Here is a 21,408-nt window from a genome sequence, read left to right on the forward strand (position 1 = left end):
ATTCTGTCGTGGCTCTCGCGGCCGATCCGTTATAGAGGGCTCCTCATCGGCGCCACAAGGCGGCCGCGACAGGGAGAGAGAGGCCCATGATGCCCCAGCGCATCCGCAAGCTCATCGGCACGGTGCTGCTGCTGGTCCTGGTGGTGGTGTGGGCGCTCGGGGCCATGGCGCTGGCGCAGGGGCGCGTGACCGAGCTGCACTGGGCGGCGCAGGCCGTGTGCTACGTGTTGCTCGGCACGCTGTGGGTGATCCCCGCCGGCGCGCTCATCTGGTGGATGGAGCGACCGGACCGGCCCAAGGCCTGAGCCGGCCGTCGCGGAGCCGTCCCGCCTCAGGCCGCCCGCCTGCGGGCCGGCTCGTCCATTATGGCGATCATGTCGGGCGGCAGGATTTCTTTCGGCTCCGGCTCGTCCGCCGCAGCGCCGGTGGCGAAGCGCAGCATGACGATGCGGGGGAAGCGCATGGCCGCGAGGGCATCGAAGCTCTCCACCGCCGCCGTGGACGGCGCGGTGTCGGCGGTCAGGCACACCATCAGCGGATCGCAGCCGGAGAGGGCCTCGTCGGCCGCCAGCGGCGGGTTGGCCACCACCACATAGTCGTAGGTCTGGCGCAGGGCGTCGAGCATGGTGGAGAGGCGCGCCGTCTCGCCGGCCGCTTCGTCGGCTTCCGCGCCGGTGACCGAGGTCCAGCCCGGCGGCAGGTGGCCGGGCGGGATGACATGGGCGCGCGAGCGGGGATCGCGGTGGAGCGCCTCCCCGAAGCGGGCTCGGCCGAGCAGCAGCTCGCGCACGCCGGGGTCGCCCGCCTCGCAGCCGAGGTCGATGAGGTCAGCGCTGTCCGCCGCGCGGTCCAGCACCACCAGCACCACGCCGGCGTCGTCGCCGAGGCGGCGGGCGAGGGCGCGCGCGCAATGGCCGGCGGCGTCGGGCAGGCTGTCAGAGGTGACATAGACCAGCCGCCCGCGCGCCCGCGCCGGGCCTTCGGGCCAGGTGGTGGCATGGGGCAGCAGCTTTTCCACCGCGGCGTCCAGCTCCAGTCCCCGCGCGGCGGGTCCGTCGAGCCAGGTGATGCGGTGGGGCGTGTCGAGCTGGCGCGGCAGCGCGGCGCGGTCGAGAAGACCCTGCGGCAGCGGCTCGCGGCGCTGGCGGCGCCGGCCCAGGAGGAAGGTGGCGGTGGCCGCGGCGAGCAGGGTGAAGGGCAGGGGCCCCGGCGCATCCGGCAGCGACGGCGCTGCCGCCGGTGCTCCGCGGCTGAGGCCGGGCAGCGCCGCGGCCGAGGGCCGGGCTTCCAGGCCGAGCGCGGCGGAGACATAGGCGTCCGCGAGCCGCGCGGCCAGAGCGGGCGAGGGGGCGGTTACGGCGATGTCGAACCCGCGCCCGCCGTTGACGGGGGCGACGGAGACATCCTGCGCCACGCGCCGGGCCGCCTGCTCCGTGAGGGCCGGCAGGTCCGGGCCGGCGGCGGCGGGGAAGAGGCCTTCGGAGGCGAGGCGCGCCACCTCGGCGGGGTCGAGCCGCCCCAGCGCGTCGCGGGCCAGCTCGCGCGAGCCCAGCACCTGGGCGATGCCGCGCACGGTGGCGGCCGGCGGCTGGGTGGCGGTGTCGAAGGCGATGTCGGCGGAGGCGGTGAAGCGCAGGGGCAGGGCGCTGGCGAGGGCCATGGCGGCGAGCGCCAGCGCGCCCGCGTTGAAGCCGCCGAGGCGGCGCGCCCGCGCCGGCGCCGCAACGGCGGCGCTGATCCCGATCTCGGCGACATTCGAGGCCATGCGCTGCTGGTCCCGTCCTGGCCGGCGCAAGGTGCGCCGGCTTCGATGAGACAGCAAAACCCAGTTATGGTTGAGAGATGGTTAAGGCCGCTATGTGCGGTGCCCACCGGGGCGGGGCTCAGTGGTTCTCCCAGCGCGGCGCGCGCTTCTCGAGCACGGCCGAGATGCCCTCGTCCGCGTCGCGCGCCAGCATGTTCTGGGTCATCACGCGGGAGGCGTAGGCATAGGCCTCCTCCAGGCCCATCTCGATCTGCGCGTAGAAGGCGGCCTTGCCGAGCTTCACCGGCACCTGCGACTTCCCGGCGATTCGCCGCGCGAGGGCGGTGGCCTCCGCCAGCGCCGCGCCCTTCTCCACCACCCGGTTCAGGAGGCCCATGCGCAGGGCGTCCTCCGCCTCCACCCATTCGCCGAGCAGCAGCATCTCCATGGCGTGCTTGCGCGAGACGTTGCGGGAAAGCGCCACCATGGGGGTGTGGCAGAACAGGCCGATGTTGACGCCCGGCGTGCAGAAGCGCGCCTCGGCCCCGGCCACCGCGAGGTCGCAGCTCGCCACCAGCTGGCAGCCGGCGGCGGTCGCCATGCCCTCCACGGCGGCGATGACGGGCTGGGGCAGGAGCACGATGTCGGTCATGAGCGCGGAGCAGCGCTTCAGCACCTGCTCGAAATAGGTGCGGCCGCGGTCGGCATCGCCGCGGTGGGCCTGGATTTCCTTGAGGTCGTGTCCGGCTGAGAACACCGGGCCTTCCGCCGCCAGCACCACCGCGCGCACCGCCGGGTCGGCGGCGATGGCCGCCAGGGCTGCGGAGAGGGCGGCCATCATCGCCTCGGACAGGCTGTTGCGCGACTGCGGCCGGGCGAGGGTGAGGGTGGCGACGCCCTCGGCCACCTCGGTTCTCACGATGGCGCCGTCGGAGGCGCCGGCAACGGCTGCGGACGCGGGCATCGGCGTGGACATGGGCGATCCTCCCGGAAAGCGGAATGCTTGATCTTGTGGGGCGGCATTCTATGCACAAGGCGGGGTGCGCGCGAGCCGCCCGCAGAACGACAGCCGGGCAACTCCGGCATGGGAGGAAACAGATGACGATCCAGGGTGGCGCGCCGGCGACGGTCATGACCATCGCGGCGCTGGAGGAGTTCCTGCACGGCGCGTTCCCGCAGGCGTTCGGGCCCGGCAGGCCCCATCACATCGAGGCGATCGGCCGGCGCACCGCCACCATCCGCCTCGATGCCGCCGACGAGCACCTGCGGCCCGGCGGCACGGTTTCCGGCCCGGCGCTCATGGCGCTCGCGGATATCGCGGTCTATGTGGCGCTGCTGGCGCAGATCGGGCCGGTGGCGCTGGCCGTCACCACCAACCTTTCCATCAATTTCCTGCGCAAGCCGGCGCCGGGGCCGATCCATGCCGATGCGCGGCTCATCAAGCTCGGCAAGCGCCTCGCGGTGGGGGATGTGGGCATCCGGGGCGCGGGCAGCGACGACCTCGTCGCCCATTGCGTCGCCACCTATTCCATCCCCGGCCCGGCCTGAGCTGATCGCGCGCAAGGACGGCGCCGTCCGCCGGAGGCAGAATCACCGGGAAAGGCGGGAGGCGAAGATGACCGGCATCCTCATCCTGCAGGGGCACCCCGATCCGGCCGGGGGGCACCTGTGCCATGCGCTGGCCGAGGCCTATGCGGCGGGGGCGCGCGCCGCCGGACACCGGGTGACGCTGCTGGAGGTGGCGCGCCTCGACGTGCCCCTCCTGCGCACGCAGCAGGATTTCCTGGATGCGCCGTCTCCCCCTGTCCTGGCCGAGGCGCGCGGGGCGCTGATGGAGGCCGAGCATCTGGTGCTGTTCTTTCCGCTGTGGCTCGGCGGCGCGCCGGCGGTGCTGAAGGGGTTTCTGGAGCAGCTTCTGCGCCCCGGATTCGCCTTCCGCTACGTGCCGGGGGGCACGCAGATGCTGCTGAAGGGCCGTTCCGCGCGGGTGGTGGTGACCATGGGCATGCCGGCCCTGGTCTTCCGCATCTGGTATCTCGGCGCCGGCCTCTCGGCGGTGACACGGAACATCCTGGCCTTCGTGGGCTTCCGGCCCGTGCGCGCCACCGTGCTCGGCGGCGTCGAGGCAGCGGGCGATGAGCGGCGGCGGGATTGGCTGCGGCGGATGGAGGCGCTCGGCCGCGCGGCGCGGTGAGGATGCCGCAGCGGTGGCCGGGTGCGCCGATGCTTCCGAGGGCCGCAAGCCAAGGCAAAAACGGCTGAATTTCAACGGTGTTAAAATACCAATTTTATAACCATATGATTTTGAATGTGTTTTCAGTTCCGGTGCGCATTGACGGATACCCTGGCCTCCTTTAGAAGCCCTGCATCGCCGGACAGCGCGCGGCCTCGCGGCCGTCACGTCCGGCTTTCTTATTCGGAACCGATCCCCATGAAGACGTATTCGGCCAAGCCCGCCGATATCGAGAAGAAGTGGGTGGTGATCGACGCGAGCGGCCTCGTCGTGGGCCGCCTCGCCACCATCATCGCCATGCGCCTGAAGGGCAAGCACCTGCCCCTCTACACCCCCCACGTGGACTGCGGTGACAACGTCATCGTCGTGAACGCGGAGAAGGCGGTGTTCACCGGGCGCAAGAAGGACCAGAAGGTCTACTACCACCACACCGGCTTCCCGGGTGGCATCAAGGAGCGCACCGCCAAGTTCATCCTCGAGGGCCGCTTCCCGGAGCGCGTCATCGAGAAGGCGGTGGAGCGCATGCTCGCCCGCGGCCCGCTCGGCCGCAAGATCCTCGGCAACCTCCGTGTCTACAAGGGCCCGGCTCACCCCCACGAGGCCCAGCAGCCCGTCGCCCTCGACGTGGCTGCCCTCAACCGCAAGAACGTGAGGAACTGACATGGCCGAGGTTCTCCAGTCCCTCGAAGATCTTGGCGGCGCCAACATCACCACCGAGGAAGCGTCTGCCCCGGTCCATGTCCAGAAGCTGGACAAGTTCGGCCGCGCCTATGCCACCGGCAAGCGCAAGGACGCGGTCGCCCGCGTCTGGATCCGCCCCGGCACCGGCAAGATCACCGTCAATGACCGCGACATCGAGGTGTACTTCGCCCGCCCGGTGCTGCGCCTCATGATCAACCAGCCGTTCCAGGCTGCGGCGCGTGAAGGCCAGTATGACGTGGTGTGCACGGTCACCGGCGGCGGCCTCTCCGGCCAGGCCGGCGCGGTGCGTCACGGCCTGTCCAAGGCGCTCACCTATTACGAGCCGGAACTGCGCAGCCCCCTCAAGAAGGGCGGCTTCCTCACCCGCGACAGCCGCGTGGTCGAGCGCAAGAAGTACGGCCGGGCCAAGGCGCGTCGTTCGTTCCAGTTCTCCAAGCGCTGATCCGCGCTTCGATCTGGCTTTTTTGGAAGGCGGCGGGGTTTCCCGCCGCCTTTCTTTTTGCGCCGCGCGTTACGCGGCGCGCCTGCGGGCAGCAAAAAGGGCCGTCACGCGCTGCGTGCGGCCCTTTTTCAATCGTCCCGGCGGGCGGGAATCAGAAGCTCGGCGTGTCGCCGGCCAGCGGGCTCCAGGAGCCGTTGTTGGTGGGGTCGCCGGGCGGGCCGGAGCCGTAGCCGCCGGAAAGGTCGGGCGGGAACACATAATCGTTGTTCTCGCCGCGGCCGATCTTCACGTCGGGGCGGATGGCGGGGCCGGGACCGGGGTCGAGATAGTTGCCCTGGGGGATCACCGGCAGCTGGATCACGTTGGGCGTGATGACCACGTGCGGGCGGGACGCGTTCTGCGCCAGCGCCGCCGTGGCGAGGGTGCCGAGACCCGCCAGCAGCATCATGGCCTGCGCGCCGGCCCCCAACCTGATTGTGAGCATGGCTCACCTCCCGAACCCGAGCTTTCGTCCCCGCCTTGAAGCATGTTCGCGCGAGGGTGTGAAGGCCCTGCGGCCCGCCGCCAGGTTTTCCGCGTCGGCATCGCGAGCGGAGCGCCTTCCAAAAGGCGGGCTGACAGTGGGACATGCCGGGCTTGCACGGTATGGCGATGTGGCGGGGAATATGGTTGGCTCGCGGGCACGGGACACGGAAGCGGGAGGCTGGAATGGCGGGCTGGAAGAGGTGGGGCGCGGCGGGCGCATGCGCCGCGGCGGTGGCGCTGGGGGCGACGCAGGCGATGGCGCTGCCCGGCCGCATCATCCTGCTGCGCCATGGCGAGAAGCATGATGCCTATCGCCTGTGTTCCGTGGGGCAGGAGCGGGCCCAGGCGCTGGCCGCGCAATATCTCGGCCAGGCGGCGGAGACGAGCCTGTTCCGCCCCGGCGAGGTGCCGAAGGCCTTCTTCGCGATCACCCTTCATACACTGGAGACCATCGCCCCCTCCGCGCGCTCCTGGGGGCAGCCGGTCATCATCTACCCGGCCATTCCCGGCGCTTCGGGCGTGCTGGGTGACAACCTGCTCAACGCCCAGACCCAGCAGCTCGCGCGCGACCTGCTCACCGATCCGCGCTGGGACGGCGCGACCGTGGTGGTGACCTGGGAGCACGACCACATCGCCAAGACGGTTTCCGGCCACGCCCGGAAGTCCGGCGCGCAGAAGGACAAGGCCGCGACGAAGGAGGCGGGCGAGAGCCCAGCCGCCCTCCAGGCAACGGTCGCCAAGGACGATGGCCGTCCCGAGGCGCCTTCGACCCTCTACGACCTGTTCGGCCTCTCGCGCTTCGCCGAGGCCCTGGCCGACTGGCCGGGCGAGACCTACGACTATTTCTGGATCATCGATTTCGACCCGACGACGCGGCAGGCGTCGTCCTTCAAGTCCATCAGGCAGGTCTATCCCGCGCCCTATTCGGGCGTGCCGCAGAACGAATGGGGGCAGCCCAATGGCCTCACCGCGGAGAGCGGCTGCAAGCTCTGAGGCCCGTCGGCCTGTCATGCCCGGCTTGGTCGGCTCCCGCCATCGCCCTTTCGGGCGGGGCGGGAGCCGTTTTTTTGTCCGGCCGCGAATCGCGGGCGACCGCGCGCCCGTTCTGCCAGGAGCATTCTCCTTTCGGCCCGCATTCTGAGCGTTGCCGCCCTTGGCCATCGGGGCGGCGGGGCGGCGACACGCGATTGCCATATTGCGAGTTGATCCGAACAACGGCATGTATTATTCAAAGATGACGGCCGGAGAGATAAATATTGAATCTTTCTAAAGAGGCCGCACTGAACTGAATACTTGCATGTCCCGGTGCGCAATTTGGAGCGGTTCAAAATGACCAAGCAAGATTATCTGCAGGCCGCCTGGGCAGGGGATCATTCGGCGGCGGAGGGCTGGATGGGGCGGTCCGGCGGCGGCGCGCGGGCCATCCCCATGGTGGATGCGCAGCTCGACAGCCGCGACCTGTTCGCCGCCGGGCGCCTCATCACCATCGCCCACGGCGACCAGACCTATCAGCTCCGCCTCACGGCCCAGAACAAGCTGATCCTCACCAAGTAGCCGGGTCTGCGGCGTCGTCTCCCGAGAGATGGCGGCGGCCGGGGTGCGACGGAGCCGCATGCCGATACGGCAGCGGCGGCGTGGCAATTCGCGCCTTTCCTTCGCCCTTTTCCTTTGCCAGAGGTCCGCCCGCGCGGGGGAGGGGGCTTCGGCTTCTTTCCGCCGGGCCTTTCCGGTGGGGGCGGTTCTGCTATTGTCCGCGCCGAATTCGAGCGGAACCGACCAGAGCATGGCCATCTCAGAGCCCGCCCCCCTCAAGGGCCGGGCATTCGACCTCGACCTCCCGCGCCGCCTGACGCGCGTGCTCGACCACGCGGCGCGGAGCCACGCGCGGGCGTCCCTCCTGCTGGTGATCGTGGCGCTGGCCGCCTTCCTGCCGGGCTTCTTCTCCCTCTCCCCCATCGACCGCGACGAGGCCCGCTTCGCGCAGGCCACCAAGCAGATGCTGGAGAGCGGCAATTACGTGGACATCCGCTTCCACGTGCAGGTGCGCTACAAGAAGCCGGTGGGCATCCACTGGCTCCAGGCCGCCTCCGTGAAGCTGGGCGAGGCGGTGGTGGGCCCCTCCGCGCGCACCTCCATCGCCTTTTATCGCCTGCCCTCGCTCATCGCCGCCGTGGGCGCGGTGCTGCTCACCTACTGGACCGCGCTGGTGTTCCTTTCGCGGCGCGGCGCGCTCGTCGCCGGCCTGCTGATGGCGAGCTGCGTGCTGCTGGGGGTGGAGGCGCGCCTCGCCAAGACGGACGCGGTGCTGCTGCTCACCATCGTCGCGTGCTTCGGCGCCCTGGCGCGGGCGTGGCTGAAGCCGGCGGGCGAGCGCATGAGCGACTTCAAGCTCGCCGCCATCTTCTGGACCGCCATGGCCGGTGGCATCCTGGTGAAGGGGCCCATGGCGCCCCTGTTCGTGGGCCTCGCCGTGGTGGCGCTCGTCATCGCCGGGCGGTCGGGGCGCTTCCTGAAGGCGCTGAAGCCGCTGCCGGGGCTCTTGTGGTGCCTGCTGCTGGTGCTGCCCTGGTTCGTGGCCATCTATTACGTCACTAACGGCGCCTTCTATCAGCTCGCCGTCGGCGTCGACATGCTCGGCAAGGTGACGGAAGGGCAGGAGGGGCATTGGGGGCCGCCGGGCACCTACCTGCTCGCGGTGTGGGGCACCTTCTGGCCCAGCGTGGTGCTGGCGGCCATGGCGGTGCCCTTCGCGTGGCGCGCGCGGCGCGAGCCGGCGGTGGGCTTCCTGCTTGCGTGGGTGGTGCCTGCCTGGGTCGCGTTCGAGATCGCGGCGACCAAGCTGCCCCATTATGTGCTGCCGCTCTATCCGGCCCTCGCCATCCTGGCCGCGATGGCCATGGAGCGTGGAACCCTCGCCAAGGCGGGCAGCCGCCTCGGCGGGCTCGTGTGGCTGTGGCCGGTCATGGCGGGGCTGCTCGCGGTGGGGCTGGGCGGGGCCTATGTATGGCTCGGCAGCGGGCTCGGCCTGCTGGCGTGGCCGCTGCTGCTGGTGGCGGTGGTCCTGGCCGTGGTGGCGGCGCGCGCCCTGGGGCGCGTGGGGGCGGAAGGCGCCTTCCTCACCATGGTGGCGGCCGCCCTGGTGCTTTATTTCGCGGTCTATCAGGTGCTGTTGCCGCAGATGCGCGCGGTGTGGATCTCCGAGCGCCTCGCCGCCATCGCCGCCGAGACCGGCTGCCCGGCGGAGAACATCGCTTCCGTGCCTTACCAGGAGCCGAGCCTCGTGTTCCTGGTGGGCACCAAGATCAATTACATTCCTCCCACGGAAGCGGCCGAGCTGCTGAAGAAGGGAGGCTGCGCGCTCGCCTTCATCGACAGCAAGATGCGCCCCCTGTTCGAGAAACGGGCGGCGGAGCTCGACCTGAAGTATGGCGCCATCGCCACCGTGGACGGCTTCGCCTACAACGGCGGGCGGCCGGTGAGCATCACCGTCTTCCGCGCGCAGGAGCCGGCGCGGTGAGCCTTGACGCGTCCCCCGGCGCGACGCCCGCCGAGCGCGCCCGCGAGCTGTGGCGCCGCCTCGCGGAGGGCGTGCGGGATGCGCTTGCCGACGGCTTCCAGGCGCTCGCGGACCTTCGCCGCCGCCCGGTGCGGCGGCCGCTGCCGAAGGTGGTGCGGGCCGGCTGGTTCGAGATCGCGGCTTTCGCGGCGCTTGCCTTCGGCGTGGTCGCGGCGGCCATGCTGCTGGTCGATCCGCTGACGCCCGGCATCCGGCCGCGCCTGCCGGCGGGCGTGGTGATCCTCACCGAGCGGCTGACGGACCTCGGCCTCGGCAGCGTGGTGCTGTGGCCGCTCGGCCTCACGCTGGTGGCGGCGCTGGTGCTGCGCCGGCACCTCGCGGCGGTGTTCGACGACATGGGCCGGCGGGTGGCGAGCGCGCTGCTGGCGCGGCTCGGCTTCCTGTTCCTCTCGGTGGCGGGCGCGGGCCTGCTGGTGACGGTGGTGAAGCGCCTCATCGGCCGGGCCCGGCCCCATGTGGCGCTGCGCCTGCCGGGCGCGGAGCCTCAGCTCACCTTCGACTGGCTCTCCTGGAAGGCGAGCTACGCCTCCTTCCCCTCCGGCCATTCCACCACGGTGTTCGCGACGGCGGTGGCCTTCGCGTTGCTGTTCCCCCGTGCGCGTCGGCCGCTGCTGGCGCTGGCCGTTCTTGTGGCGGCGACACGCGTCGTGCTCGGCGCCCATTATCCGAGCGATGTGATCGCGGGGGCCTGCGTGGCGACCGCGTTCGTCCTGTGGATGGCGAAGGTGTTCGCCGCGCGCCGCCTGGTGTTCCGGGTTGACGCGCGCGGCGCCATCGCGCCCATGGCAGGGCCGTCCGCGCGCAGGCTCGGGCGGCTGCTGCCGTGGAGCGGCCGTTCCCCCGTTCCCCTTGAAGAGGCGAGATCGTGACCTCCGCTGATGCCCCCGCCGCCATCGTTCCCCGCCTCTCGGTGGTCATCGCCGTCCGGGACGAGGCGGAGAACATCGCCCCCCTCATCGACGAGATCGACGCGGCCCTCTCCTTCGAGCCGTTCGAGCTGATCTTCGTGGACGACGGCTCCACCGACGCCACCCTCGCCGAGCTGCGCAAGGCGGCGGCCACCCGGCCCTACCTGCGCATCCTGGTGCACGCGACGTCGTGCGGGAAGACCGCCGGGGTGGACACCGGCGCCCGCGCCGCCCGCGGCGCGCTGCTGCTGCTGCTCGACGGCGACGGCCAGAACAACCCCGCCTACCTGCCCGAGATGGTGCGCGTGCTGGATGCCGGCGGCGAGAAGGTGGGCATGGTGCAGGGCGAGCGGCAGGGCCGCAAGGACACCCGCTTCAAGCGCTTCCAGTCCCGTCTCGCCAATGCGGTGCGGCGCGGCATGCTCAACGACGGCAACCGCGACACCGGCTGCGGCCTCAAGGTGGTGCGGCGCGACGTGCACCTGCGCCTGCCGGTGTTCGACGGCCTGCACCGCTTCATGTCCGCCTTGGTGAAGCGCGAGGGCTACGAGATCCTCACCGTGAAGGTGGTGGACCGCGAGCGCTGGCACGGCGTCTCCAAGTACGGCTTCTGGAACCGCCTGTGGGTGGGCATCGGGGATCTTCTCGGCGTGTGGTGGCTGGTCAAGCGCCGCCGGGTGCCGCAGGTGGTGGAGCGCGGCTGAGATGCTCTATTATCTCGGCTCGGTTGGCCAATATCTCCATGAGGTCTTCATCGACCAGTTCGACTGGTGGACCGTGCTCGGCCTCGTGGCGCAGATCATGTTCACCATGCGCTTCGTGGTGCAGTGGATCGCCTCGGAGAAGGCGCAGCGCTCGGTCATCCCGTTCGCCTTCTGGACCTTCTCCCTCGGCGGCGGCACGCTGCTGCTGGTGTATGCGCTTTACCGGCGCGACCCGGTGTTCATCGCGGGGCAGGCGCTGTCCACCTTCATCTACATCCGGAACCTTCAGTTCGCCCTGCGCGAGCGCCGCGCCAACCGCGCGGTGACCTGAAGGCGGGCACCCCGTGGATGAGGCCGGCGGGCGATGCTCTCCGGCCGTTTTCATTCCCGGCGGCGGGATGATGCCGGCAGTGCGGCCTCTTCTTGCGCCGAGGGCCCCGCGAGTTGGGCGCATGGGCCTTTCCCATCCGGCCCCGCGCAGCGCGCGATGCCGTTCAAAGCAGGAGGTGGTCCACCGGCTCCGGCGCCGGGGGCAGGTCGGTTTCGCCCATGGCTTCCCGCAGGCCGATCTCGATCGAGGCGGCCAGGGCGGCGATGGGCAGGTCGTTGGGCAGGGTGCCGAAGGGCTCCTCCAGCTCGTTGCCCAGCGCGTCCAGGCCGAAGAAGGTGTAGGCCACGAGGGCGGTGGCCAAAGGCGTCGCCCAGCCCAGCACGTCGGCGAAGCCGAACGGCAGCAGGAAGCAGAACAGATAGGCCGTGCGGTGCAGCAGCAGCAGGTAGCCGAACGGCACCGGCGTGCCCTTGATGCGCTCGCAGGCGGTGAGGGTGTCCGTCATCCGGGTGAGGGTGTCGTCGAGCGCGCGGTACTCGATGTCGCTGAGGCGGCCGGCCTCGCGCAGGTCCGCGAGCGTCTCGCCCATGGTGCCCAGCAGCAGGGCGGGCGGGTTGCGGCAGGCGGCGTGCGCGGCCGCAAGGTCGGCCGGCAGGGTGCGGATGACCTCGTCGCCCGCCGCGCCGGGGCGCAGGTGGGCCACCAGCGTGTGGGCGAAGGCGATGGCGAGCGCCACCAGCCGCCGCCGCGCCGCACGCGCCTCGGTGCCGCGCCGTTCCAGAAGAAGGGTGCGCCGGGCGAGGTCGCGGGTCGCGGCGATCAGGACGCCCCACGCCTTGCGGGCCTCCCACCAGCGGTCGTAGCAGGCGTTGTTGGAGAAGCCGAGGAACACCGACAGCGCGATGCCCAGCAGCGCGAACGGCGCCCCCGAGAAGGAGGGCACCATGCCCGGCTGGCGCCCGTGCAGGAGCACCACCAGCGCGGAGAGGGCCATCACCACCATCACCTGCGGAAAGATGCGCTGGAGCACCGAGCCCTTCAGGATCAGGAACAGGCGGATCAGGCCCGGACGCTCGCGGACGATCATGGGAGGTTTCCGTGCTCTTTCATGCCGTCCCAGCCTGACGCCGGGCGGGGCGACGGATGGCGTGCCGGCGTGGTCTGACAAGCGCCCGTGCGAAGACGGACCGCATGCGGCGGGGGCCGACGGCGCCGAAGGCCGTCGCCGGCAGGAGCATTATCTCCTGCCGGCTCCGGAGCATCGCGCTTTCGGGCGCCGCGGGGGTGCTCAGCCGGCGGCCGCGGCGAGGGCGGCGAAGGCCTGCTCGAGGTCCGCCTTCAGGTCGACCGTGTCCTCGAGGCCGATATGCAGGCGCACCGCCGGCCCCTCCACGTCCCAGTCGGTGGCGGTGCGGTAGTCCCGGCAGTCGAAGGGGATGGCGAGGCTCTCGAAGCCGCCCCAGGAATAGCCCATGCCGAACAGCTTCAGGGCATCGAAGAAGGCCGCGACGGCCCGTTCGGGCACGTCCTTCAGGATCAGGCTGAACAGGCCGGTGGCGCCGGAGAAGTCGCGCTTCCAGATGGCGTGGCCGGGATCGGACGGCAGCGCCGGATGCAGCACGCGCGACACCTCTGGGCGCCCCTGGAGCCATTGCGCCATCTCGATGCCGGAGCGCTGGTGGTGGGCGAGGCGCACCGCCAGGGTGCGCAGGCCGCGCGCGCCGAGGGCGGCGTCGTCCGGGGAGATGGTGATGCCCATGTTGCCGTGGGTGGCGAGAACCTTCTTCCAGGCCGGGCCCACGGCTGAGATGGTGCCGAGGTTCAGGTCCGCGTGGCCGCCGATATATTTGGTGCCGGCCTGGATGGAGATGTCCACCCCCACCGCATGGGGCCGGAAGAAGAGGGGCGTCGCCCAGGTATTGTCGATGAGGGTGGTGATGCCCCGCGCCCGCGCCACGGCGGCGATGGCCGGCACATCCTGCATCTCGAAGCTCTGGGAGCCGGGCGATTCGAGGAATATGGCGCGGGTGTTCTCCCGGATGAGCCCCTCGATGTCGGCGCCCGCCAGCGGATCGTAATAGGTGGTCTCCACCCCCATGCGGGTCAGCACGCTGTCGCAGACGGTGCGGGTGGGGCGATAGGCGGTGTCCACCATGAGCAGGTGGTCGCCGGCACCCAGCACCGAGAGGAGCGAGATGGACACGGCGGACAGGCCCGAGGGCGTCAGCACCACGCCGTCGCCCCCTTCGAGCGCCTTCAGCGCCGCCTCCAGCCCTTCGGTGGTGGGGTTGCCGCGCCGGCCGTAGCTGTAGCGGCCGCGGTGGTGGACGAGATCATCGTAGGTGGGCGAGAGGACGGTGGAGCCGCGTACCACCGGGGTGTTCACGAACCCGTCGAACCGCTGCGGGTCGCGCCCGAGGTGCACCACCTGGGTCGCGGGGGCCATGCTCATGTTTTCGATGTCGTCTTTGGTCGTTGCCATGCCGGCCTCCATTTCCGCTGCCGCATAACCTCTGAGTCTCTATTGACCGTACCGCAACATCGGTCTGAGATGTGCGGGATAGACGGCCCGGGGCGCTGCGTCGAGACTTCACGGGGCCCGCGAGGACGTCATCCGAAAGAAGGAACCTTCCGTGAAACGCTTCCTCATCGCAGCCGCCGGATTTCTGTCCCTGGTCGGCGCCGTCCACGCCGGCACCCTCGACGACGTGAAGACGCGGGGCGCGCTCAACTGCGGCGTGTCCCAGGGCCTGCCGGGCTTCTCCACGCCCAACGACAAGAACGAGTGGAGCGGCTTCGACGTGGATTTCTGCCGCGCCGTCGCGGCCGCCATCTTCAATGATCCGACCAAGGTGAGGTTCACGCCCCTCTCGGCCAAGGATCGCTTCACGGCGCTCACGTCCGGCGCCATCGACGTGCTGTCGCGCAACACCACCTGGACCATGTCGCGCGACACCACGCTGGGCTTCAACTTCGCCGGCGTCACCTATTACGACGGCCAGGGCTTCCTGGTGCGCAAGTCGCTGGGCCTGAAGGCCGCCAAGGAGCTCGATGGCGCCTCCATCTGCGTGCAGACCGGCACCTCCAACGAGCTCAACGTCTCCGACTGGTTCCGCGCTAACAGCCTGAAGTATCGCGAGGTCATCGCCTTCGGCACCCTCGACGAGACCGTGAAGGCCTATGAGTCCGGCCGCTGCGACGTGTTCACCTCCGACCGCTCGCAGCTCGCCGCGGTGCGCCTCAAGCTCACCAACCCTGCCGACCACGTGGTGCTGCCCGAGACCATCTCGAAGGAGCCCCTCGGCCCGCTGGTGCGCCACGGCGACGACCAGTGGTTCGACCTCGTGAAGTGGACCTATTTCGCGCTGCTCGACGCGGAAGAGCTGGGCGTGAACCAGAAGAACGTGGACGAGATGCTGAACTCGCCCAATCCCGAGGTGAAGCGCCTGCTCGGCACCGACGGCAAGTATGGCGAGGGCATCGGCCTCACCCCCGACTGGGCTGTGCGGATCGTGAAGGCCACCGGCAATTACGGTGAGATCTACGACCGCAACCTCGGCCCCGCGACCCCGCTCGGCCTGGAGCGCGGGCTCAACAACCTGTGGAACAAGGGCGGCATCCAATACGGCATGCCGGTGCGCTGACCCCGCGGCGCCCGTTGCGGGGCGCGGCGGCGGGTCGCCAGCCTGACGACGCGCGGAGCGGGCCACGGCCCGTTCCGCCCAAACCAAAAATACAAGGAGGCCCACGAGGCTTCCACACCTTCGAGGGGTTTCATGTCGGATGCTCGCCTTTCCGACCCCGGTGCCGTGCGCGGGCGCCGCTGGTCGTGGACGGACCCGAAGCTCAGAAGCTCGGTGATCCAGATTGCGCTCGGGCTCGTCCTCGTCTGGCTGGCCTGGTCCTTCTACGCCAATGCCGAGTCCAACCTGTCCCGGCTCGGCATCGCCTCCGGCTTCGGCTTCCTTGATGACCGCGCGGGCTTCGCCATCAGCCAGGCCCTCATTCCCTACAATGAGAACATGACCTATGGGCGGGCCTTCCTGGTGGGCCTGCTCAACACGCTGCTGGTGGCCTTCCTCGGCATCATCCTCGCCACCGTCATCGGCTTCCTGGTGGGCATCGCCCGCCTGTCCAGCAATGTGGTCATCAAGGCGCTTGCCTCCGCTTACGTGGAGATCACGCGCAACCTGCCGCCCCTGTTCCAGATCATGTTCTGGTATCTCGCGGTGCTGGCGGCGCTGCCCAGCCCCCGGCAGAGCTGGGGCCTCGGCCTGCAGCCGCTCCTTTCGGCGCTTGCCTCGGGCCTCTCCGCCATCGGGCTCGGCGCCCTGGCGGCGCCGCTCTCGAGCCTCGCCGAGGCCATCGGGACGCCGGATGTGTATGTCAACAACCGCGGCCTCATCCTGCCGCGGCCCATCTTCGGCGAGGGATCGGGCCTCATCCTCGCCGCCTTCGTGGTGGCGCTGGCGGTGAGCTTCCTCATCGCGCGCTGGGCGCGCAAGCGACGCGAGGCCAGCGGGCGGCAGTTCCCGGTGTTCTGGACCTCGCTCGGCCTCATCGTCGTGCTGCCGGCGCTGGCGGCGGCGGCCATGGGCTTTCCCCTGCACCTGGAGGAGCCGCAGCTGCGCGGCTTCAACTTCGTGGGCGGGCTCAGCGTCATCCCCGAGTTCGTGGCGCTGCTGCTGGCCTTGTCCACCTACACCGCGGGCTTCATCGCCGAGATCGTGCGCTCGGGCATCCTCGCGGTGTCCAAGGGGCAGAGCGAGGCGGCCCATTCGCTGGGGCTGCGGCAGGGGCCGACCCTGCGCCTCGTGGTGATCCCGCAGGCCATGCGTGTGATCGTGCCGCCGCTCACGAGCCAATACCTCAACCTCACCAAGAACTCGTCGCTGGGCGTGGCGGTGGGCTACCCGGACCTGTTCGCGGTGTTCGCCGGAACCACGCTGAACCAGACCGGGCAGGCCATCGAGATCATCGCCATGACCATGGCGGTCTACCTCGTCATCTCGATCGTCACCTCGCTCGTCATGGGCTGGTACAACAAGCGCGTGGCGCTGGTGGAGCGGTGAGGCCATGACCACTCAAACCTCGGCCGGTCAGGCCCTCTCCCCACACGCCTTCGTCTCCACCGCCTTCCGTGAGCCGGAGCCGCCGCCGGCCTCCGACCGCGGCATCGTGCGCTGGGCGCGCGCGCACCTGTTCGGCTCGCTGCCGCAGGTGCTGCTCACCTTGTTCGGCCTCTGGCTCGTCTATGCGGTGATCCCGCCGCTGGTGCAGTTCTTCCTTGTCGATGCCGTGTGGGAGGGCACGAATCGCAACGCCTGCCTGCCGGCGGACGTGGGCCATTCCGTGGGCGCGTGCTGGCCCTTCATCTGGGCCAAGATCAACCAGCTCGTCTACGGCTTCTACCCGGCGGACGAGCGCTGGCGGGTGAATGTCGTCTACGCCCTCGGCGCGGTGCTGCTGCTGCCGCTCCTCTTCCAGAAGGTGCCCTACAAGCGGCTCAACGCCATCCTGTTCTTCGGCATCTATCCGGTGGTGGCGTTCGTGCTGCTCACCGGCGGCAACTTCGCGCTGCGCCATTTCCTGCTCGGCTATCTCGGCTTCGGCAGCCTGTTTCCCGCCGATGCCATGGTCGCCGGCCTGTCGCTCGCCTTCTGGAGCGACTTCATCCTGTCGAGCCTGCTGCTGGCGGCCCTCGCGGCGGGGGTGGCGCGGTTCGTGGCCGGGCCGGGGATGGGGCGCGGCGCCGCGCGGACGACGCTCTGGATGCTTGCCCTGCTCGGGGTGGTGCTGCTGGCGGTGGACGTCAACGTCGGCCTCGTCGAGGTGGAGACGCGCCTGTGGGGCGGCCTGCTGGTGACGCTGGTCATCGCGGTGTCGGGCATCACGGTGTCGCTGCCGTTCGGCATCGTCCTGGCGCTGGGCCGGCGCTCCAAGCTGCCGCTGGTGAAGATCTGCTCCATCCTCTTCATCGAGTTCTGGCGCGGCGTGCCGGTCATCACCGTGCTGTTCTTCGCCACCTACATGCTGCCCCTGTTCCTGCCCGGCCAGCTCACCATCGACGGCCTGCTGCGGGCGCTGGTGGGCGTCGCCCTGTTCGCCTCGGCCTACATGGCGGAGGTGGTGCGCGGCGGCCTGCAGGCCATTCCCAAGGGGCAGTACGAGGGCGCCATGGCGCTCGGCCTGCCGGGTAGCCTCATGATGCGGCTCGTGGTGCTGCCGCAGGCGCTGAAGCTGGTGATCCCCGGCATCGTCAACAACTTCATCGGCCTGTTCAAGGACACGACGCTGGTGCTGATCGTCTCCATCTTCGATCTGCTCGGCGCCATGCGGGCGGCCTTCACCGATCCCAACTGGGCGACGCCGACCACCCTGTTCACGGGCTTCGGCTTCGCCGGCATCGTCTATTTCGTCTTCTGCTTCGGCATGTCCCGGTACTCGATGGCGCTGGAGAAGCGCCTCGACCGCGCGCATCGCCACTGAAAGGATTGAAGGTCATGACCACCGATCCCATGATCGCCGCGACCGAGGCCGGCGCCCCCAAGCTCGCCGTCGAGATGGCCGGCGTGAACAAATGGTACGGCGAGTTCCACGTGCTCAGGGACGTGAACCTCACCGTGGAGCGGGGCGAGCGGCTCGTCATCTGCGGCCCGTCCGGCTCCGGCAAGTCCACCCTCATCCGCTGCATCAACCGGCTGGAGGAGCACCAGAAGGGGCGCATCGTCGTCGACGGCATCGAGCTGACCGACGACCTGAAGCGCATCGACGAAGTGCGGCGCGAGGTGGGCATGTGCTTCCAGCACTTCAACCTCTTCCCCCACCTCACCATTCTGGAGAACTGCACGCTCGCCCCCATGTGGGTGCGCAAGATGCCGAAGAAGGAGGCGGAGGAAGTGGCCATGCACTTCCTGGAGAAGGTGAAGATCCCCCACCAGGCGCACAAGTATCCGGGCCAGCTCTCCGGCGGCCAGCAGCAGCGCGTGGCCATCGCCCGCGCCCTGTGCATGCGCCCGCGCATCATGCTGTTCGACGAGCCCACCTCGGCGCTCGATCCGGAGATGGTGAAGGAGGTGCTCGACACCATGGTGCAGCTCGCCCAGGACGGCATGACCATGCTGTGCGTGACCCATGAGATGGGCTTCGCCCGGCAGGTGGCCAACCGGGTCATCTTCATGGACGCTGGCCAGATCATCGAGATGAACGAGCCCAACGCCTTCTTCGCCAACCCGCAGCATGAGCGGACGAAGCTGTTCCTCAGCCAGATCCTGCACTGATGCCAAAGGCCCATGGGTTTGACTCATGGGCCTTTGGTCAAGCCCGCGCGGTGCTGCCGCGGACCCGCTCGGCGCCGGTCAAGGACCGGGGCCGACGGTATGAGCCACGCGATTTTAGGCCCGGAACCCGGAACCTGCCGGCCGCACGCGAAGGCGAGGCGGCCGCCGCCGGGCCGTGATGGCACCCGCCCCGCGTCGCGAGGCCGGTGTTCCTTCGGCGCCGGATCAGGCGGGGAGGTTGTCGATGAGGCGCGTCTTGCCGAGCCATGCCGCGGCCAGCAGGCGGACGGGCTCGCCTTGCGCGCCCGTCAGCGGCGCCAGGGTCTCGGCGTGGCGCGCCACCACATAATCCACCTTCAGCCCCTTGGCGGCGATGGTTTCCGCCGCCTTGGCGGCCGCCGTGTCGGGGGCAGCACCGCCGCGGATGTTCAGTCCGGCGTGCTTCAGCGCGGCGTGGATCACCGGGGCGATGGACCTCTCCTCGGCGGAGAGATAGGCGTTGCGCGAGGACAGGGCGAGGCCGTCCGCCTCCCGCGTGGTGGCCACCGGCACGATCTCGACCCCGAGGTCGAGGTCCCGCGAGAGGCGCGTCACCACCTTGAGCTGCTGGTAGTCCTTCTCGCCGAAGACGGCGAAATCCGGCGCGCAGCGGATGAAGAGCTTGCCCACCACCGTGGCCACGCCGGCGAAGAATTGCGGGCGGAAGTCGCTTTCCAGCCCCTGGGCGGGACCGGCCATGGTGATGCGGGTTGAGAAGCCTTCCGGATACATCTCCGCCGCCGTGGGGGCGTAAACCGCGTCGGCGCCCTCGGCGGCGAGCTTCTCCAGGTCGGCCTCGAAGGTGCGCGGATAGCGCGAGAAATCCTCGGTGGGGCCGAATTGGGTGGGGTTCACGAAAATGGAGACCACCACCTTCTGCGCCACCTCGCGGGCGCGGCGCACCAGGGCCATGTGCCCCGCGTGCAGCGCCCCCATGGTGGGCACCAGGGCGATGCGCGCGCCCTGTACCCGGAAGGCGCCGGTGAGCGCCCTCAGCTCCTGAACCGTTTCCACCACCACGGGCTTGCTGGCCATCTTTCCGCGACTCCCAGGTTTCGCGCGGGGCGGACCCTAGAACTTGCGGGCGCGGGAGGGAAGCGCGGGCGGGAGGGGGAAGGGACGCGTTTTCCCTTCGCCGCTCTCCCTCGGCTCCCCCTTGGTCTTTCCTCCCCCTTGGCCCGCCTTCCGGCGACCCTATGTTTAGGAGACAGCGCCGCACGCGGGTGACGGCGGATGATGCTCCTGAACTGAAGCGGCCCATGGCGCGTTCCGAAGACAAAATAAAAGGCGACCTCGCGGCTGCGGGCGGCGCGGCTCCTCCCGCGCAGCCCTCCAGCGATGCCGATATCGCCCGCTTCCTCCAGGCGGCGCGGGCGATGCCGCCGCCGCGGGCTGGGGAGGGGCGCGGGCGGCTTGCCTTCGCGCTCGATGCCACCGCCTCGCGCCAGCCCACATGGTCGCTGGCCTGCGAGATCCAGGCCGACATGTTCGCAGCCGCGACGGCCCACGGCGGGCTGGAGATGCAGATCGTCTATTACCGCGGCATGGGGGAGTGCCGCGCCTCGCCGTTCGTGGGTGATGCGCAGACCCTGCGCCGGCTCATGGGGCGCATCTCCTGCGAGGGCGGGCTCACGCAGATCCACCGCGTGCTCGGCCACCTGGAGCGGGAGGCCGAGCGCAGCGGCCTGCGCGCCGCCGTGTTCGTGGGCGATGCGCTGGAGGAGGATGTGGACGCGCTGCATGCGGCGGCGGGGCAGCTCGCCCTGCGCGGGGTGCGGCTGTTCATGTTCCAGGAGGGCGCGAATCCGGAGGTGGAGCGCACCTTCCGCGCCCTGGCGCGGATCACCGGCGGCGCCTATTGCCGCTTCGACAGCCGCGCGGCCGGCGAGCTGCGCGCCCTGCTGTCGGCGGTGGCGGCCTATGCGGCCGGCGGGCGGCTGGCGCTGGAGGCCCGCGGCGACGCGGGCGCCCGCCGGCTGCTGCTGGCCCTGGGCGGGCGCTGAGGCGTTCGCCGCGAGCGCCCCGCCCGTCGCGGACGCGGGCGGGGCCTGCTAATGCTCCGGAGACGGTTCGGCGCGCCGGAAGGCGTCGCCTGGGCCTCTCGCCAGCCTCGCCCTTCGTGGTGGGGGCCGGCGCGGGGCCGTGCCCCGCCGCGTCCGGCGGCGGGGATGTGACGAGGAGCGAGGTGTGATCACTCTCATCGCCGGCGCGCTGCTGCTGGCCATCGGCCTTTACGGCCTCAAGGTGTGGACCAGGTCCGATCCCAAGGTTCTGGCCGAAGCGCTGATGCGCGCGCTTGCCTATGCGGCGATGCTCGGGGCCGTGGGAGCGCTGCTGCTGGGGCGGATCGGCGCCGCCGTGCCGCTGGCGGCGGTGGGCTTCGCTTTGCTCGGGCGGCTGGACCCCGGCGGGGTCGGCGGCTGGCTCGGCGGGCTGTTCAGGAAGCGTGGGGCGCCGCGTGCCTCGAAGGTGCGCTCCGCCCTGTTCGAGATGGAGCTGGACCACGCCAGCGGCGCCCTTTCCGGGCAGGTGATCGCGGGGGCCCACGCGGGCACGGCCCTCGACGATCTCGACGTGCCGGCGCTCCTGGCGCTGCGGGCGGTGTGCGACCCGCAGTCCCTGAGCCTACTCGAAGCTTATCTCGACCGCCGGGCGCCCGCCTGGCGTGAACACGCTGAGGGCGATGCGGCAGGGGGGACCCCCGGCGGCCCGGCTGCGGGCGGCCGGGCGATGACCGAAGAGGAGGCCTACCAGATCCTTGGGCTTCAGCCGGGCGCGGACGCCGCGCAGGTGCGCGCGGCTCACCGGACCTTGATGAAGAAGCTCCACCCCGACGCCGGTGGTTCCGGCTACCTGGCGGCGCAGATCAATCAAGCCAAGGATCTGATTCTGCGCAAACATGGCTGAACTACTCTCCTGCATG

General features: G+C 70.3%; 23 protein-coding genes. 17 read left to right on the forward strand and 6 right to left on the reverse strand.

Translation table 11 applies throughout. The features are described from left to right. The first annotated feature begins 86 nt into the window (after positions 1-86). Positions 87-305 carry a DUF2842 domain-containing protein gene (locus tag V5F75_RS09295; protein WP_394037527.1) on the forward strand — a complete coding sequence of 73 codons (219 nt, stop codon included), beginning with the start codon at positions 87-89 and terminating at the stop codon, positions 303-305. Positions 306-331: 26 nt separating this feature from the next. Here V5F75_RS09295 and V5F75_RS09300 read toward each other — a convergent pair whose 3' ends face one another. Together V5F75_RS09300 and V5F75_RS09305 are read right to left on the reverse strand one after the other, a co-directional pair. Then, entirely contained in the window at positions 332-1,765 is a 1,434-nt protein-coding gene (locus V5F75_RS09300) for a hypothetical protein (RefSeq protein ID WP_394037525.1), read from the reverse strand. Between the two features lie 118 nt (positions 1,766-1,883). Then, positions 1,884-2,720, reverse strand: a complete 837-nt coding sequence (locus tag V5F75_RS09305; protein ID WP_394037523.1) for an enoyl-CoA hydratase — start codon at positions 2,718-2,720, stop codon at positions 1,884-1,886. A 122-nt stretch (positions 2,721-2,842) separates the two neighbouring features. On the opposite strand from V5F75_RS09305, the gene V5F75_RS09310 reads away from it, so the two are divergent. The 4 genes from V5F75_RS09310 to rpsI all read left to right on the forward strand — a co-directional run bounded on the left by V5F75_RS09310 (position 2,843) and on the right by rpsI (position 5,121). Next, entirely contained in the window at positions 2,843-3,292 is a 450-nt protein-coding gene (locus tag V5F75_RS09310) for a PaaI family thioesterase (RefSeq protein WP_394037521.1), read from the forward strand. Positions 3,293-3,359: 67 nt separating this feature from the next. Beyond that, complete coding sequence (locus V5F75_RS09315; protein ID WP_394037519.1) at positions 3,360-3,938, forward strand: NAD(P)H-dependent oxidoreductase; 579 nt, start codon at positions 3,360-3,362, stop codon at positions 3,936-3,938. A gap of 237 nt (positions 3,939-4,175) precedes the next feature. Then, complete coding sequence (gene rplM, locus V5F75_RS09320; RefSeq protein WP_394037517.1) at positions 4,176-4,637, forward strand: 50S ribosomal protein L13; 462 nt, start codon at positions 4,176-4,178, stop codon at positions 4,635-4,637. 1 nt (position 4,638) lies between these two features. Next, positions 4,639-5,121 (forward strand): 30S ribosomal protein S9, encoded by a 483-nt coding sequence (rpsI, locus tag V5F75_RS09325; protein WP_394037515.1) that lies wholly within the window; start codon positions 4,639-4,641, stop codon positions 5,119-5,121. A gap of 151 nt (positions 5,122-5,272) precedes the next feature. Here rpsI and V5F75_RS09330 read toward each other — a convergent pair whose 3' ends face one another. Continuing rightward, on the reverse strand, positions 5,273-5,605 hold the full coding sequence (locus tag V5F75_RS09330; protein ID WP_393990132.1) for a hypothetical protein: 333 nt from the start codon (positions 5,603-5,605) through the stop codon (positions 5,273-5,275). A gap of 224 nt (positions 5,606-5,829) precedes the next feature. Between V5F75_RS09330 and V5F75_RS09335 the strand changes: the two genes are divergently transcribed. The 6 genes from V5F75_RS09335 to V5F75_RS09360 all read left to right on the forward strand — a co-directional run bounded on the left by V5F75_RS09335 (position 5,830) and on the right by V5F75_RS09360 (position 11,166). Beyond that, entirely contained in the window at positions 5,830-6,639 is an 810-nt protein-coding gene (locus tag V5F75_RS09335; protein WP_394037513.1) for a histidine phosphatase family protein, read from the forward strand. A 399-nt stretch (positions 6,640-7,038) separates the two neighbouring features. Continuing rightward, on the forward strand, positions 7,039-7,200 hold the full coding sequence (locus tag V5F75_RS09340; RefSeq protein WP_394037535.1) for a hemin uptake protein HemP: 162 nt from the start codon (positions 7,039-7,041) through the stop codon (positions 7,198-7,200). Between the two features lie 229 nt (positions 7,201-7,429). Next, positions 7,430-9,163 (forward strand): ArnT family glycosyltransferase, encoded by a 1,734-nt coding sequence (locus tag V5F75_RS09345; RefSeq protein WP_394037511.1) that lies wholly within the window; start codon positions 7,430-7,432, stop codon positions 9,161-9,163. Continuing rightward, on the forward strand, positions 9,160-10,092 hold the full coding sequence (locus tag V5F75_RS09350) for a phosphatase PAP2 family protein (protein WP_394037509.1): 933 nt from the start codon (positions 9,160-9,162) through the stop codon (positions 10,090-10,092). Before V5F75_RS09345 ends, V5F75_RS09350 begins: the two co-directional genes overlap by 4 nt. Continuing rightward, positions 10,086-10,835 carry a glycosyltransferase gene (locus V5F75_RS09355; protein WP_394037533.1) on the forward strand — a complete coding sequence of 250 codons (750 nt, stop codon included), beginning with the start codon at positions 10,086-10,088 and terminating at the stop codon, positions 10,833-10,835. Before V5F75_RS09350 ends, V5F75_RS09355 begins: the two co-directional genes overlap by 7 nt. A gap of 1 nt (position 10,836) precedes the next feature. Beyond that, positions 10,837-11,166, forward strand: coding sequence for a lipid-A-disaccharide synthase N-terminal domain-containing protein (locus tag V5F75_RS09360; protein ID WP_393990128.1), 330 nt, complete (start codon positions 10,837-10,839; stop codon positions 11,164-11,166). 163 nt (positions 11,167-11,329) lie between these two features. On the opposite strand, the gene V5F75_RS09365 is transcribed toward V5F75_RS09360, so the two are convergent. Together V5F75_RS09365 and metC are read right to left on the reverse strand one after the other, a co-directional pair. Then, positions 11,330-12,253: a bestrophin family protein gene (locus V5F75_RS09365; RefSeq protein ID WP_394037507.1), complete on the reverse strand. Its 924-nt coding sequence runs from the start codon at positions 12,251-12,253 to the stop codon at positions 11,330-11,332. A gap of 201 nt (positions 12,254-12,454) precedes the next feature. After that, entirely contained in the window at positions 12,455-13,648 is a 1,194-nt protein-coding gene (metC, locus tag V5F75_RS09370) for a cystathionine beta-lyase (RefSeq protein WP_394037505.1), read from the reverse strand. A 151-nt stretch (positions 13,649-13,799) separates the two neighbouring features. On the opposite strand from metC, the gene V5F75_RS09375 reads away from it, so the two are divergent. From V5F75_RS09375 to V5F75_RS09390, 4 genes are all read left to right on the forward strand, one after another. Beyond that, entirely contained in the window at positions 13,800-14,810 is a 1,011-nt protein-coding gene (locus V5F75_RS09375; protein ID WP_394037503.1) for an amino acid ABC transporter substrate-binding protein, read from the forward strand. A gap of 132 nt (positions 14,811-14,942) precedes the next feature. Further along, positions 14,943-16,238 carry an amino acid ABC transporter permease gene (locus V5F75_RS09380; RefSeq protein WP_394037501.1) on the forward strand — a complete coding sequence of 432 codons (1,296 nt, stop codon included), beginning with the start codon at positions 14,943-14,945 and terminating at the stop codon, positions 16,236-16,238. A 4-nt stretch (positions 16,239-16,242) separates the two neighbouring features. After that, positions 16,243-17,655: an amino acid ABC transporter permease gene (locus tag V5F75_RS09385; protein WP_394037499.1), complete on the forward strand. Its 1,413-nt coding sequence runs from the start codon at positions 16,243-16,245 to the stop codon at positions 17,653-17,655. 29 nt (positions 17,656-17,684) lie between these two features. Next, a complete protein-coding gene (locus V5F75_RS09390) occupies positions 17,685-18,446 on the forward strand; it encodes an amino acid ABC transporter ATP-binding protein (RefSeq protein ID WP_394037531.1) in 762 nt (253 codons plus the stop codon). Positions 18,447-18,671: 225 nt separating this feature from the next. On the opposite strand, the gene panC is transcribed toward V5F75_RS09390, so the two are convergent. Beyond that, the gene (gene panC / locus V5F75_RS09395; RefSeq protein WP_394037497.1) at positions 18,672-19,520 is read right to left on the reverse strand and encodes a pantoate--beta-alanine ligase; all 849 of its coding nucleotides are present in this window, start codon (positions 19,518-19,520) and stop codon (positions 18,672-18,674) included. Positions 19,521-19,744: 224 nt separating this feature from the next. On the opposite strand from panC, the gene V5F75_RS09400 reads away from it, so the two are divergent. Both V5F75_RS09400 and V5F75_RS09405 read left to right on the forward strand, forming a co-directional pair. Continuing rightward, on the forward strand, positions 19,745-20,488 hold the full coding sequence (locus V5F75_RS09400) for a VWA domain-containing protein (protein WP_394037495.1): 744 nt from the start codon (positions 19,745-19,747) through the stop codon (positions 20,486-20,488). Positions 20,489-20,672: 184 nt separating this feature from the next. Next, a complete protein-coding gene (locus tag V5F75_RS09405; RefSeq protein WP_394037493.1) occupies positions 20,673-21,392 on the forward strand; it encodes a DnaJ domain-containing protein in 720 nt (239 codons plus the stop codon). Positions 21,393-21,408: the final 16 nt, after the last annotated feature.

The organism is Xanthobacter albus (assembly GCF_043194895.2).
Lineage (GTDB): Bacteria > Pseudomonadota > Alphaproteobacteria > Rhizobiales > Xanthobacteraceae > Xanthobacter.